A 13,794-nucleotide genomic window follows, 5' to 3' on the forward strand; every position below is an offset into this window, starting at 1 on the left:
CATCATTCCCCGTCGGCGGCAGGCGGCGTTGCCTCGGCACGACGCGCACGGCGGTCGGCTTGATATTGCTGGTTCCACAGGATGCTGCATCCGCTCTGACCGCCCGTACCAACCGGCGAGCAGGTGTCTGGAATACCGCCCGCGACGCGACCGACCTGGTCGATCGTCGCGGCACGATTGACCCAGCTCTGGTTCTGCGCGGGGATCGGCTTGTCGTCGCGCAGCGCCTTGGGGATGCGATAGGGTTCGTCGTCACGGCCGCAGACCACGACCTCCTCCGCCGTGCTCTCGGGACATTTCTGATCGCCGGTCAGCGTGACGTTGCGCACCCGCTTGGGCGGCTGGCCCGTGCTGGCCTGCGCCTGGTCCGAGGTCGCCGCTTGCTGGGCGAAAGCCGTGGCCGGGGTCAGCAACAAGGCGGCAATCAGGGCAGCTCGAACCATGGTGACGAAAACTCCTTATCGTCTGACAACGTCGGACGCCCTTCATGGCTCCATGCTGAACGAAGCCGGGTAAAGGCCGATTTCCGGCGGAATTGCGGCGCTATGTCGCATGATCGGTCATCGCGCCAGCGTCGCGGCAATCGCCCCGCCGGGCGTAAGCGATGCGAACGGGGCGTTGCGCCGCCCGCGCGATCGGCTATGGCGGTGCCATGATCCTGGTCGTCGACAATTACGACAGCTTCACCTGGAACCTCGTCCATTATCTTCAGGAATTGGGCAGCGAGGTAGAGGTGGTCCGCAACGACGCGATCTCGGCGGGCCAAGCGCTCTCGTCGGGGGCGCAAGCCTTTCTCATCTCCCCCGGCCCGTGCACGCCGACCGAGGCGGGCGTCAGCCTGGACCTGGTCGCCGCCGCCGCCGATGCGGGTCGGCCGCTGCTGGGCGTGTGCCTCGGCCATCAGGCGATCGGGCAGCATTTCGGCGGCTTGGTCGAGCGGGGCGGGCTGATGCACGGCAAGACCTCGCCGGTGCTGCATGACGGCACCGGGCTGTTCCGGGGCCTGCCCTCGCCCTTCACCGCGACGCGCTATCACTCGCTGATCGTCAACGACGTGCCCGACACTCTGGTCGTCAACGCGCGCGCCGAGGATGGGACGGTCATGGGCTTCCGCCATGCGACGCTGCCGATCCACGGTGTCCAGTTCCACCCGGAGAGCATCGCCACCGAATATGGCCATGCCATGCTGGCCAATTTCCTGCGCGAAGCGGGCGTGGCGCATGAGCTGCCCGAGCGGCTGCGTCCCCCGGTGGAGAACGCCGCGTGACGACCGTCGCGCTGCTCCCCGATACCGCCAGCCCCTTGTCGCGCGAGACGGCAGCGGCCGCCTTTGCCGACATATTGGACGGTCGCGCCGAAGATGAGGCGATCGCGGCCTTTCTGATCGGCCTGACCGAGCGGGGCGAGACCTCGATCGAGATCGCGGAGGCCGCACGCGCCATGCGTCAGCGCGTCATTCCGGTCGAAGCGCCCAAGGGCACCGTCGATGTGTGCGGGACCGGAGGTGACGGGCACCATACGCTGAACGTGTCGACCGCCGTGTCGCTGGTCGTGGCGGCGCTGGGCGTGCCGGTCGCCAAGCATGGCAACCGCGCCGCCTCGTCCAAGGCGGGCGCGGCGGACACGTTGGAAGTGCTGGGCCTCGACATGGAGCGCGCAGGGGCGGTGGCGGAGTCCAGCCTTAACGATATCGGCATAGCCTTCCTGTTCGCCGCCAATCATCACCCCGCCATGGCGCGGATCACCCCGATCCGCCGCAGGATCGGGCGGCGGACGATCTTCAACCTGATGGGGCCGCTCGCCAATCCGGCGCATGTCGGGCGACAGCTGATCGGGATCGCGCGTCCCGACTATGCGACCGTCTATGCCGAGGCGCTGGAGCAATTGGGGGCCGAGGCGGCACTGGTCGTGTCGGGCGAGGAAGGGCTGGACGAGCTGTCCGGCGCGGGTCCCAGCATCGCGGTCTCGGTCGGCGATATCGCGGCGCCCGCGACCATCACCCCGGAGGATGCGGGCCTGCCCCGCCATTCCATTACCGCCATTCGTGGCGGCGACGCGCGGCACAATGCCGAGGCGCTTCGCCGTCTTCTCGCCGGGGAGCCGGGCGCGTATCGCGACGCGGTTCTCCTCAATGCCGCCGCCGCGTTGCTGGTCGCCGGGCACAGCACCGACCTTCGCCAAGGCGCGGTCGCCGCCGCTCGCGCCATCGACACCGGCGAGGCTGCGGCGCTTCTCGATCGATGGATTGCTTACCGATGACGATGCTCGACCGCATCCTGGAAACCAAGCGTGCCGATGTCGCAGCGCGCAAGGCGACCATGTCGCATGCCGATCTGGACGCCAAGATCGCAACCGTCTCCGCGCCGCGCGGATTCCGTGCCGCGCTGGATGCCAAGACCGGCCATGCGCTGATCGCCGAGGTGAAGAAGGCCAGCCCCTCCAAGGGCCTCATCCGCGCCGATTTCGATCCTCCCGCCCATGCGCGCGCCTATGAGGCCGGGGGTGCCGCCTGCCTGTCGGTCCTGACCGACGAGCGCTGGTTCCAGGGGGCGGACGTGTTCCTGGAGCAGGCGCGCGGGGCGGTATCGATCCCGGTGCTGCGCAAGGATTTCATGGTCGACCCCTGGCAGGTGCACGAATCCCGCGCGCTGGGGGCCGACGCCATCCTGATCATCGTCGCCGCCCTGGACGACACCCAGATGCAGGAGATCGAGGCCGCCGCGATCGAATGCGGCATGGACGCCTTGGTCGAGGTGCACGACGCCGCCGAGATGGAGCGCGCCGCGCGGTTGAAGTCGCGGTTGATCGGGGTGAACAACCGCGATCTCAGGGACTTCACCGTCGATTTCCAGCGAACCTATGAGCTGGTGGCCCATGCCCCCAAGGGCAGCACCTTCGTCGCCGAAAGCGGGCTGACCAGCCGCGAGGATCTGGACGCAATGGCCGCGCACGGCATTCATTGCTTCCTGGTCGGCGAAGCGCTGATGCGCCAGCACGATGTCGAGGCGGCGACCCGCGCTTTGATCGGATGAGCGGCCTCACCCATCTCGACGAGGAGGGTTCGGCCCGCATGGTCGATGTCGGGGCCAAGGCGGTGACGGCCCGACAGGCGGTGGCGCAAGGGCGCATCGCCATGACCCGCGAGGCCGCCGCTGCGATCCGTGCGGGCAGCATCCAGAAGGGGGACGTGCTGGCGGTCGCGCGCGTGGCGGGCATCATGGCCGCCAAAAAGACCAGCGACCTCATCCCCCTCTGCCATCCCCTGCCGCTGAGCAAGGTGGAGATCGACCTGGCGCTGGACGAGGAGGGCGTCACCGCCACCGCCACAGTCGCAACGGCGGGCCAGACCGGTGTCGAGATGGAGGCGCTGACCGCCGTGTCGGTGACGCTGTTGACCGTGTACGACATGGCGAAGGCGCTCGATAAGCGCATGACGATCGGCGATATTCGCCTGATCGCGAAAACCGGCGGCAAGTCGGGCGACTGGCACGTCTGACGCCCCCGATCGCGGGGGAACGGACGCCGCGCCAGAGCGTCCTTGGGCCAAAAGGAGCGACCGTCATTCTTCTCCCCGTCCCCGAAGCCCAGGCCCGATTGCTCGCTCTGGCCAGCGAGCGCCCCATCGTCGAACTGCCCTTGCGCGAAGCCGCCGGACGCTGGGCCGCGCGCGACGTGACCGCGCGGCGAACCCAGCCCGCGCAGGACCTGTCGGCGATGGACGGCTATGCGATCCGTTTTCAAGATATGCCGGGGCCATGGACCGTCATCGGCGAAAGCGCAGCGGGGCGGCCCTTCGGCGGCTCGGTCGAACGGGGGCAGGCGACCCGCATCTTCACCGGCGCCGCGCTACCTCAGGGGGCCGACACCGTTCTCATTCAGGAGGAAGCGGGCCGCGACGGTGCCGCCCTGACGCTAGCGGGTGAAGGCCCCGGCCATCGCGGCCGCAATGTGCGGCGGCGTGGGCTCGATTTTTCGGAAGGCGTAACCCTGATCGCCGCCGGGCAGCGGCTGACGGCCGCGCGGATCGCGGTGGCGGCGACGGGTGGCCATGCCACCCTGCCCGTCCGCCCGACCGTCCGGGTCGCGATCGCCGCGACCGGCGACGAACTGGTTCCCCCCGGCAGCGCCGATCCCGCCGCCCTGCCCGAATCGAACGGCGTCATGCTGGCGGCAATGCTGGGCGACCTGCCGGTCGAGATCATCGATCTGGGCATCCTGCCCGATGATTTGGACAAGCTCCGCGACGCCTTTGCCGCGGTCGAGGCGGATTTGCTGGTTACGACCGGTGGAGCCTCGGTCGGCGATCATGATCTGGTCCAGCCTGCCCTCAAGGCGGCCGGCGGGAGTGTGGATTTCTGGCGTATCGCGCTCCGCCCCGGCAAGCCGATGATGGCGGGGCGTCTTGGCCAGACCGTGGTGCTCAGCCTGCCCGGCAATCCCGTCTCGGCCTTCGTCACCGCGACGCTGTTCGTGCGCCCGCTGATCGCCCATCTAGCCGGTGCCGCCGATCCCCTGCCCAAGCCTATCCCCGCCGTGCTCGGCGAGGATTTGCCCGCCAATGGTCCGCGCATCGACTATTTGCGCGCAGCAATGATCGATGGGCGGGTTCATGCGGCCGCCATTCAGGACAGCTCCATGCTTCTGACCCTGGCGCGGTCGACGTGCCTGATCGTCCGCCCGCCACATGCCCCCGCCGCCGCCATGGGCGACTCGGCGGAAATCCTGATGCTCGCTTGACGCAAGCCAAAACGTTCCATATAAGTTCCACGTCTGTTCTGGACGGAGGATCGCGATGCTCACCGCAAAGCAGCATGAGCTTGTCTGCTTCATCAACGACCGTTTGAAGGAAACCGGCGTCTCGCCGTCCTTTGAGGAGATGAAGGAGGCGCTGGACCTCAAGTCCAAGTCGGGTGTCCACCGCCTGATCTCCGCGCTGGAGGAACGCCACTTCATCCGCCGCCTGCCGAACCGCGCCCGCGCGCTGGAAGTGTTGCGAATGCCCGATCGGCCGGAAAAGACCGCGGCGACCGAAGCCCCGTCCGGCAATGTCCGTACACCCGCCGCACGTCCGGCAGCCGAACCAGCGAATGACGTGGTCGAAATCCCGCTCCATGGCAGGATCGCTGCCGGTTTGCCGATTGAAGCGTTTGAGGGCAGTTCGATGCTGGCCGTACCCGCCGCGCTGCTCGGCTCGGGCGAACATTATGCGCTGGAGGTATCCGGCGATTCGATGGTCGAGGCGGGCATTCTCGACGGCGACTATGCGCTGATCCGCCGTACCGATGTGGCGCGCGACGGACAGATCGTGGTCGCGCTGATCGACGAGAGCGAGGCGACGCTGAAATATTTCCGCCGCGAAGGCTCGATGGTCCGCCTCGATCCCGCGAACCGGGCCTATGATCCGCAGCGTTACGCGCCTGCGCAGGTGCGGGTGCAGGGCAAGCTGTCTGGTATCTTGCGCCGCTACGAGTGAGGGCGGAGCGAAGCCTCCCCGATGCGTTCTGATCCGGCGTGGGATGGCTTTGCCCGCAATCCCGGTTTGGACCCGGCCTCATATCACCCTTGATCGACAGCGGGGCCTATAGCCCGCCCCTTTGTCCCGTCATCGACCAAGGATGCCGATCGCCGGGCCGACGCACCATCCGCACCATCGGCGGATCGAGCCGAAGGGACACCCCGCCAGTCCGCTTCAAAACGGTGCTGTCCAGTTTCAACCAGCGGGGCTGACACGCAACGGGCAGGCGACGGTCGGCGATCACGACATCCACCCGACCGCAAAGCGCCACGAGTTGTGTCCATGGCACCGGATAGCCGCTGCGTGTCGCCGCGATCCGCCAGCGCCGCCCGCCCTTCTCCAACACGGTGACACACATATCCCTCCCGCAACGTGCCGCCGGCTGATCGGCCAGCGCCAGCGGTTCGGCATCGGTGCCGATGAGTTCGGACAGGGTGGTCCGCATATAATCCCCCGCGCGGTCACGGAGCAGCGCCATGCCATGCCCCATCGCGATCCCGGCATGGCGACCGTCCCCCGTGACGACAAGGTCGGGCGCGGTGGCGATCAGCATCACGCATAGACCGGTCATCACCGCGGGCGTCCCGAGCCATCGCCACCGGGTCCGCCAAAGCGCGATCCAAAGTCCTCCCGCAACGGCCAGCGCGAACGCCCATCCCGACGCCACGGGCAGGGCAACCACCGACCCCGGCATAGCGGACACCGCATGGGCCAGCTTCAACAACAGGCCCAGCGCCTGTCCGAGCAACCACCAGACGGGACCGCCCAGCCCCATGGGCTCCAGCAACAAGGCGATCATTTCCAGCGGCATGGCGATAAAGGTCGTCCAGGGAATAGCGACGATATTGGCCAGCGCGCCGTAAAGCCCCGCCTTGTGGAAATGATAGACGGCGATCGGCATCAGCGCCGCCTCGACCACCAGTCCGGTCAACAGCAACGCGCCCAAATGCCGCAAGGCCGCCCAGCGCCAGTCCGGATGCGGCCCCAGCCAGCGGCGAACCGCCGGATGCTCATGAAGCGCGACGATGGCGGTGATCGCGGCAAAGGAGAGCTGGAAACTGGCCCCCACCAATGCCTCGGGCCGGAAGATCAGCACGATCAACGCCCCCGCCGCGACGAGGCGCAGGGTCATCGCTTCCCGCCCCATGGCCAGCGCCGCCAGGACCAGCATCGCCGCGACACAGGAGCGTATCGTCGGAACCTCCGCTCCGGTCAGCCACGTATATCCGACGGCGGCAACGGCTCCCGCTGCAGCTCCGACCAACGGCAGTCGAACCCGCAACGCCAGCCACGGCCAGAGCGCCAGCAGCCTGATGGTCAGCACCATGACGATCCCGACGACCGCCGTGATGTGAAGACCGCTGACCGACAGGAGATGCGCCAGCCCCGCCCGCCGCATCGCCTCCGCATCGTCCTGCGCAATGGCGCCGACATCGCCCGTCGCCAGCGCCGCCGCGATCCCGCCCGCGCTGCCCGGAAGCTGAGCCGTGATCCGCTGCGACAGGCGCTGGCGCAATCCGGGTTGCCGGTCGGCCCCGTGCGGCATCTGTACGGGCGCAAAGCCGCGCCCCGTGGCACCGATCCCCTGAAACCACGCCGCACGCGCGAAATCATAGCCGCCGGGCGCGACCGGACCCGCCGGCGGCATCAGCCGCGCCCGCAACCGGACCCGTGCGCCCGGCCCCAATCCCATCGGCGCATCCTCTTGCGGCAGTGATATCCGGATGCGCGGCGGCAGAACTAAAACCCGCCCGCGCCCGTCCCGCGCCCGAACCGGTCGCAGCATCAACCGAACGATCTGCCGCGCCGCCAAGGGCTCCGCCGCCTCGACCTCGGCGATCATGTCCGCCATCACCGGCCGGGCCAGAACCGGTGCCCGCACCGACTCCGCGCGGGCCCAGGCCAGCAGCAGCCCCGCCAGCATCAGCAACGCGCCCAGACCGATCGCCCGCATCACCCGTCCGCCATCGGACAAGGTCGCGGCCGCCAGCCCGACGCCCCCGATGGCCAGCACCATCGCCGCCCAGGCTCGCGGATCGGGGAGCACGAACCATGCGGCGATCCCCGCCCCCAGCATCACCGGCGTCCATAGCGGGATCTGGTTCCGCTCGGCCTCGGCCCATTGTTCCAGCGCAAGAAGGCGCGGCATTTGGCGGCGCGGACGCTTGATGCTAGGGGCTGCGGCGGCTGACTGGGCCATCGAATCTTATGCTGGGAGTATGCGCGGTTGAGCGCAACACATGATATCGCCACCGGATCGACCATGAGCGGAGTCGTGACCCGTTTCGCGCCCTCGCCGACCGGATTCCTTCACATCGGCGGCGCGCGCACCGCGCTGTTCAACTGGTTGTTCGCGCGGGCGAATGGCGGCAAGTTCCTGCTGCGCATCGAGGATACCGATCGCGCCCGCTCGACCCAGCCCGCGATCGACGCGATCCTGGACGGCATGCGCTGGCTGGGCCTGGACTGGGACGGCGACGCCGTGTTCCAGTTCGCCCGTGCCGACCGCCATGCCGAGGTCGCCCGCGAGATGATGGAGCGGGGCCATGCCTATCGCTGCTACATGACGCAGGAAGAGATCGCCGCGCAGCGTGAAGCCGCACAGGCCGCCAAGCAGCCGTTGCGCATCCGCTCGCCCTGGCGCGACGCCGATCCCGCCACCGCGCCCGAGGGCCAGCCCTTCGTCGTCCGCCTGCGTGCCCCACGCGAGGGAGCGGTGACGATCGAGGACCGCGTGCAGGGCAGCGTCACCGTGCAGAATGCCGAGCTGGACGATCTGGTCCTCCTGCGGTCCGACGGCACGCCGACCTACATGCTGGCGGTCGTGGTCGACGACCATGACATGGGCGTGACCCATGTCATCCGTGGCGACGATCACCTGAACAACGCCTTCCGCCAATTGCCGATCTACAAGGCGATGGGCTGGGCAGAGCCCATCTATGCCCATATCCCGTTGATCCACGGATCGGACGGCGCCAAGCTGTCAAAGCGCCACGGCGCGGTCGGGATCGAGGCCTATCGCGACGAGATGGGCATCCTGCCCGAAGCACTCGACAATTACCTGCTCCGCCTGGGCTGGGGTCATGGCGATGCCGAGATCATCGCGCGGGACGAAGCGGTGAAATGGTTCGACCTCGCCGCCGTGGGCAAGGCCCCGTCGCGTTTCGACCTGAAGAAGCTGGAAAACCTCAACGGCCATTATATCCGCGAAGCCGACGACGCCCGTCTGGCCGAGCTGACCGCCAAGCGTATGGGTGTCGAGGACATCGCGCTGCTGACCGCCGCCATGCCGTCGCTGAAGCCGCGTGCGGCGAATTTGAACGAATTGGCGGACGGCGCGCGCTTCCTTTTCGCGACCCGTCCGTTGAGCCTGGACGACGCCGCCACCGGCCTGCTCGATGAAAAGGCACGGGGCATTCTCTTTTCCGTTCACACCGCGCTTGACGCGGTGCACAACTGGGATACGGAGCTTTTGGAAGACGCGGTACGCAAGGTGGCCGAAGCCGAGGGCGTAAAGCTCGGACAGGTCGCCCAGCCGCTCCGCGCTGCCTTGACCGGACGCAAGACGTCCCCGGGGATTTTCGACGTGCTCGTTTTGCTGGGCCGCGAGGAAAGTCTGGGGCGGATTGCGGACCAGATGACCGCAGATAGGAAGGATCATTGAGTATGAGCGACACCGCGAAATTCGAAATCGGCGGCAAGGGCTTTGACTATCCGGTCATGTCGGGCTCGATCGGCCCGGACGTGGTCGATATCCGCAAGCTCTATGCCCAGACGGGTGCCTTCACCTATGATCCCGGCTTCACCTCGACCGCGTCGTGCCGGTCGGAGCTGACCTATATCGACGGCGACGAAGGCGTTCTGCTGCACCGCGGCTATCCGATCGGCGAACTGGCCGAGAATAGCAGCTTCATGGAGGTCGCGTACCTCCTGCTGAACGGCGAACTGCCCAACCAGGGCGAGCTGTCGGAATTCACTACCACCATCACGCGCCACACCATGGTGCATGAGCAGCTGGCGGCGTTCTTCCGTGGCTTCCGCCGCGATGCGCACCCGATGGCGATCATGTGCGGCGTCGTCGGCGCGCTGTCGGCCTTCTATCACGATTCGACCGACATTCATGACCCGGTGCAGCGCACCATCGCCTCGCACCGCCTGATCGCCAAGATCCCGACGATCGCGGCGATGGCGTACAAGTACAGCGTGGGCCAGCCCTTCCTGTACCCGGACAACTCGCTGTCCTACACCGGCAACTTCCTGCGCATGACCTTCGGCGTTCCGGCCGAGCCCTATGAGGTGAACCCGGCCGTCGAAAAGGCGATGGACCGCATCTTCATCCTGCACGCCGATCACGAGCAGAACGCGTCGACCTCGACCGTGCGTCTGGCAGGTTCGTCGGGTGCGAATCCGTTCGCGTGCATCGCGGCGGGCATCGCCTGCCTCTGGGGTCCGGCGCATGGCGGCGCGAACGAAGCCGCGCTCAACATGCTGCGCGAGATCGGCACGCCCGAGCGCATCCCCGAATTCATCGCGCGCGCCAAGGACAAGAACGATCCGTTCCGCCTGATGGGCTTCGGTCACCGCGTCTACAAGAACTACGACCCGCGCGCGACCGTGATGCAGAAGACCGTGCGCGAAGTGTTCGACGCGCTGAAGGTCAACGATCCGCTGTTCGAGACGGCGCTGCGCCTCGAAGAGATCGCGCTGAACGATGACTATTTCGTCGAGAAGAAGCTGTTCCCGAACGTCGACTTCTATTCGGGCGTCATCCTGTCGGCGATCGGCTTCCCGACCGAGATGTTCACCGTGCTGTTCGCCCTCGCCCGCACCGTCGGCTGGGTTGCGCAGTGGAACGAGATGATCACCGATCCCGACCAGAAGATCGGCCGCCCGCGTCAGCTGTACACCGGCCCGACGCAGCGTTCTTACGTTCCCGTCGAGCAGCGCTAAGTCATGAACCGGGTCCGGCCGATCCTGATCGCCATCGGCGTCATGCTGGCGCTGACGGGGGGATTATGGATCGGTCAGGGCCTGGGTTACATCCATTGGCCCGAACAGAGCTTCATGCTCGGTCGGGGCGAATGGGCGGATCGCGGCGCCTTTGTCGCGATCGCGGGACTGGCGCTGATCCTGGTCGCGCGGCGGCTGCCCCGGCGGCGCTGACCGACTACCAGTGCGACAAGAGAAAGGGCTCCTTCGGGAGCCCTTTTTTTGTTGATAGCGCAGGGTGAACGGGAGCCCCGCCCCTGAAAGGGAGCGGAGTTGGCTTAGGACTCAGCGCATCCGAAGGCGAAGGTGGAAGGTCGCGCCCTCGCTCGGCTGGCTTTCGACCCACAGATCGCCGCCCATCGCCCGTGCCAGGCGGCGGGCGATATAGAGACCCAGGCCGTTGCCGCCGGGCTCGCTGGGGTCGACCCGCTCGAATTTCTCGAAGATGCGGATCTGGTCTTCAAGCGCGATGCCCTTGCCGTGATCGGTGACGCTGACCACTGCCCATTCCCCGTCGCGCTCGACCGTGACCTCTACCTCGCCGCCGCGCGGGGTGTAACGGATCGCATTGCCGATCAGGTTGATGAGGATCTGGAGACACCGACCGAAATCCCCGATGGCGGGCATCGCTTCACCCGCGCCAGGCCTGCGGATCGTCACGCTCGCGGCATCCGCGCGCACGCCCAGCAAGCCCGAGGCGCGGCGGGCGACGTCCGCAAGGTCGATCGGCATGGCGGCCAGCCGGAAATCGGGCTGCTCGATCGCCTGCAACTCGACCAGATTGTCGACCAGCCCGATCAGATGCCGCCCGGCATGCGCGATGTCATTGGCATATTCCGCATATTCGGCGGCAATCGGCCCGTCGCTGCGCGCCGCGATGCTGTCGGCATTGGCGACGATCCGCGCGAGCGGCGTGCGCAGGGCGCGGTCGAGCCCGGCGGTAAATGTCTCGGTCAGCGGTGATGCGCCGGGATGCAGCAAGGCGTCGTCCGTGCCCTCTCCCGGCTCGTCGATCAGATAGGTCGCCCCGACCAGCCCGGCGATGCCCCCCATGGCGTCATGGCGGATCGCCGCCGACAGCCGAACCGGTGCATCGGTCGGCCGCAACCGCGCGCCACGCCCGTCGAGCGGCGCGCCCTCGTCCAGCAGTGCCGCCCCGGAATCGAAAGCGAAGAGCGACGCCAGCGGCCGCCCCAGCATCGCTGGCACCTCGAAGCCATGGCGTATCCCCGCACCCGGCGACACGAACGTCAGACGCAGCGCCGCATCGGTTTCCCAGCGGAAGTCCGCGCCCATCGCGGCATGGTCCGGCGGGGTCGCGCGCGGCTTCCATGCGTCCCGATCCCGCCAGCCGCTGACGCTCAGGCGGATCTGCCCGGTTTCGGGGCGGGCCTGTACCCACAGGTCGAGATCGCCCTCGTCATCGGCGACCATTACCTGCCGCGACACCGTGATGCCCAGCCGCCGGGCCAGCCGGGCGATCCGGGCGATGGGGGCCACCGCCAGGCAATCACCCGCACTCCCCCCCGCACGCATATGAAGCAGTTCGATGGGAGGATCAGCCGACAGGATGTGATCGCCCGCGTCCAGAATGGCGCGCGCGACCATCGATTCGCCAGGACTGTTCATCGAACTCATCGGCGATGCGCGCCTTCCAGCCGCTCGATCGCCGCACGGAAGGGCGCGGGCAGGCTCAGCGATGCGATGGCCCGGCGCGCCTCTTCGGCGGGAATGGCCATGATCGCATCCAGCGCCTCGGCAAAGTCGTCGACATCGCGTCGCCCGTCCGCCTCGCACAGCGACAATCCGATCCGCGCGATCACCGGCCGATCCTGGTCCAGCGACCGCAGGGCGAGCCAAAGCCGGTCGCCTTCGGGCTCCAGCACGATCTCGCGCACCATGTCATGTTCGATGCCCAGCGCATGGGTGAGCAGGGCGACGAACAAACCCAATTGCCGGTCGGACAGGCTTTCGAGCAGCAGGTCGGGCAATTCGCCTGACCGCGCGTCGATCGCCGCGGCCAGCCGCATCGCGGGCAGGCCCGGCCGTTCACCGTCATCGCGCGCCGCCAGGACACGCTCGACCGCTTGCGCCAGTGCCCGGTCCCAGGCCGGATCGTCGCCATTGCGCAGGGCCGCCGCCACGGTCCAGACCAGCCGGTCGTGTAGTCGCGCCGGCAGGCCCACCGCCTCATCGCCTTCGCGCGAACGCCCATCGGCCAGCAGCACCGCCCGCGCGGCGGCGGCGACGATCCGGTCGGGGGCCTCGGTCAGGCGGACCAGCAGGCTCGGCGCGTCACCGGCCATGCTCTCTATGGGTAGCGCGCGGGCAATCAGGCCCTGCCGGACCTGCGCGACCAGTTCGTCGACCAGTGACGGGTCGGCCAGCGCATCCGCGCGATGGAGAAGCCGCAAGACCTCTTCAGGCTGGGGGTGCCGCGCGCCCTCCGGCATGACCCGGTCGGCCTGTTGCAGCACGTCGTGCGCGATCGTCTCGACCAGATGGTGCAGCCGCGCCGTCACCTCGAACCGGACCTGATCGCTCAAGCGTGATTCGGCATCCAGCCGCAGGTCCAGCACCGCGCCCCGCCGCCGTCCCGCCGCACGCACGCGCGCCGCCGCGACGCGGTCGGACAGCCGCGTGGCATGCCATGGAGAGGCGTGATGTGGGTCCGGTTCGACCGCCATGGGGCACCGCTAACCCCTTTGACGTTAAAGCGACACTAAACTTGGCCGCGCAATGTCTCGATTGCGGACGTTAAAGTTACGATCGCATAGATGCTCGCCAGCGCCAGGCCCCAAGTTACGATTCCGGCCAGCGCGGCGGGGAAAAGCACCAGCAGATAGGCAGGCGGACTGGCCCACCACCGCCGCCGAAAGCGATACAGCCCGGCCCGTTCCGCCAAGATTCCGAGAATGATCAGCATCAGGGCCAGTACCGGCGCGATATCCTCACCCGACACACGGAAGTCCTGCCACCCGAGCGCCGCCACGGCCAGCCCGGACAGTGCCGCGATGGCCGCCGACCCGGCGCGCGCCGCCCCCTGTTCGTCGCGCAACCCCGCCAGCGTCTCGCCCAGCCCCAGCCCCAGCGCTCCCGCAATGGCGATCAGCAGGCCGAAAGCCGGAAAGCCGGACAGGATCACTACCAGTCCAAGCAGCCCCAGCCCGGCCCCTACCCCGCCAGCGACATGGGCGGGCACCGACCGCTCGACCAGGCGCGGCAGCGCGAGGCGCGCAATGGGGGCCAGGATGTAGCGATCGAACCAGCTCCGCCGTCCCGACACCAGC

13 protein-coding genes and 1 pseudogene are annotated in these 13,794 nt (G+C 67.9%); 9 read left to right on the top strand and 5 right to left on the bottom strand.

The features are described from left to right. Nucleotides 1-2: 2 nt before the first annotated feature. On the bottom strand, nucleotides 3-443 hold the full coding sequence (locus NS355_RS11920) for a hypothetical protein (protein WP_058745910.1): 441 nt from the start codon (nucleotides 441-443) through the stop codon (nucleotides 3-5). A gap of 209 nt (nucleotides 444-652) precedes the next feature. Here NS355_RS11920 and NS355_RS11925 point away from each other — a divergent pair, with 209 nt between their 5' ends. The 6 genes from NS355_RS11925 to lexA all read left to right on the top strand — a co-directional run bounded on the left by NS355_RS11925 (nucleotide 653) and on the right by lexA (nucleotide 5,473). Then, complete coding sequence (locus NS355_RS11925; protein WP_058745930.1) at nucleotides 653-1,267, top strand: anthranilate synthase component II; 615 nt, start codon at nucleotides 653-655, stop codon at nucleotides 1,265-1,267. Then, on the top strand, nucleotides 1,264-2,259 hold the full coding sequence (gene trpD, locus NS355_RS11930) for an anthranilate phosphoribosyltransferase (RefSeq protein WP_058745911.1): 996 nt from the start codon (nucleotides 1,264-1,266) through the stop codon (nucleotides 2,257-2,259). Before NS355_RS11925 ends, trpD begins: the two co-directional genes overlap by 4 nt. Further along, nucleotides 2,256-3,032 carry an indole-3-glycerol phosphate synthase TrpC gene (trpC, locus tag NS355_RS11935; protein WP_058745912.1) on the top strand — a complete coding sequence of 259 codons (777 nt, stop codon included), beginning with the start codon at nucleotides 2,256-2,258 and terminating at the stop codon, nucleotides 3,030-3,032. Before trpD ends, trpC begins: the two co-directional genes overlap by 4 nt. Then, nucleotides 3,029-3,496, top strand: coding sequence for a cyclic pyranopterin monophosphate synthase MoaC (gene moaC / locus NS355_RS11940; RefSeq protein WP_058745913.1), 468 nt, complete (start codon nucleotides 3,029-3,031; stop codon nucleotides 3,494-3,496). Before trpC ends, moaC begins: the two co-directional genes overlap by 4 nt. A gap of 65 nt (nucleotides 3,497-3,561) precedes the next feature. Then, the gene (locus tag NS355_RS11945; protein ID WP_430727011.1) at nucleotides 3,562-4,737 is read left to right on the top strand and encodes a molybdopterin molybdotransferase MoeA; all 1,176 of its coding nucleotides are present in this window, start codon (nucleotides 3,562-3,564) and stop codon (nucleotides 4,735-4,737) included. A 55-nt stretch (nucleotides 4,738-4,792) separates the two neighbouring features. Beyond that, nucleotides 4,793-5,473, top strand: a complete 681-nt coding sequence (gene lexA, locus NS355_RS11950) for a transcriptional repressor LexA (RefSeq protein ID WP_058745915.1) — start codon at nucleotides 4,793-4,795, stop codon at nucleotides 5,471-5,473. A gap of 106 nt (nucleotides 5,474-5,579) precedes the next feature. Here the strand turns inward: lexA and NS355_RS11955 are convergent, their stop codons facing one another. Further along, nucleotides 5,580-7,664, bottom strand: a complete 2,085-nt coding sequence (locus NS355_RS11955) for a ComEC/Rec2 family competence protein (protein WP_209445075.1) — start codon at nucleotides 7,662-7,664, stop codon at nucleotides 5,580-5,582. Nucleotides 7,665-7,778: 114 nt separating this feature from the next. Between NS355_RS11955 and gltX the strand changes: the two genes are divergently transcribed. The 3 genes from gltX to NS355_RS11970 are packed head-to-tail and all read left to right on the top strand — an operon-like array spanning nucleotide 7,779 to nucleotide 10,678. After that, nucleotides 7,779-9,179, top strand: coding sequence for a glutamate--tRNA ligase (gltX, locus tag NS355_RS11960; RefSeq protein ID WP_058745932.1), 1,401 nt, complete (start codon nucleotides 7,779-7,781; stop codon nucleotides 9,177-9,179). 2 nt (nucleotides 9,180-9,181) lie between these two features. Further along, nucleotides 9,182-10,465: a citrate synthase gene (locus NS355_RS11965; RefSeq protein ID WP_058745916.1), complete on the top strand. Its 1,284-nt coding sequence runs from the start codon at nucleotides 9,182-9,184 to the stop codon at nucleotides 10,463-10,465. Between the two features lie 3 nt (nucleotides 10,466-10,468). Then, nucleotides 10,469-10,678: a hypothetical protein gene (locus tag NS355_RS11970; protein WP_058745917.1), complete on the top strand. Its 210-nt coding sequence runs from the start codon at nucleotides 10,469-10,471 to the stop codon at nucleotides 10,676-10,678. A gap of 111 nt (nucleotides 10,679-10,789) precedes the next feature. On the opposite strand, the gene NS355_RS11975 is transcribed toward NS355_RS11970, so the two are convergent. The 3 genes and pseudogenes from NS355_RS11975 to NS355_RS11985 form a co-directional block, all read right to left on the bottom strand. Continuing rightward, nucleotides 10,790-12,133: a sensor histidine kinase gene (locus NS355_RS11975; protein ID WP_058745933.1), complete on the bottom strand. Its 1,344-nt coding sequence runs from the start codon at nucleotides 12,131-12,133 to the stop codon at nucleotides 10,790-10,792. A 5-nt stretch (nucleotides 12,134-12,138) separates the two neighbouring features. Further along, the gene (locus tag NS355_RS11980) at nucleotides 12,139-13,191 is read right to left on the bottom strand and encodes a hypothetical protein (protein WP_058745918.1); all 1,053 of its coding nucleotides are present in this window, start codon (nucleotides 13,189-13,191) and stop codon (nucleotides 12,139-12,141) included. A 35-nt stretch (nucleotides 13,192-13,226) separates the two neighbouring features. Next, nucleotides 13,227-13,794, bottom strand: a pseudogene (locus NS355_RS11985) (hypothetical protein); the annotation flags it as partial.

Source organism: Sphingomonas yabuuchiae (assembly GCF_001477495.1).
Taxonomy (GTDB): domain Bacteria; phylum Pseudomonadota; class Alphaproteobacteria; order Sphingomonadales; family Sphingomonadaceae; genus Sphingomonas; species Sphingomonas yabuuchiae_A.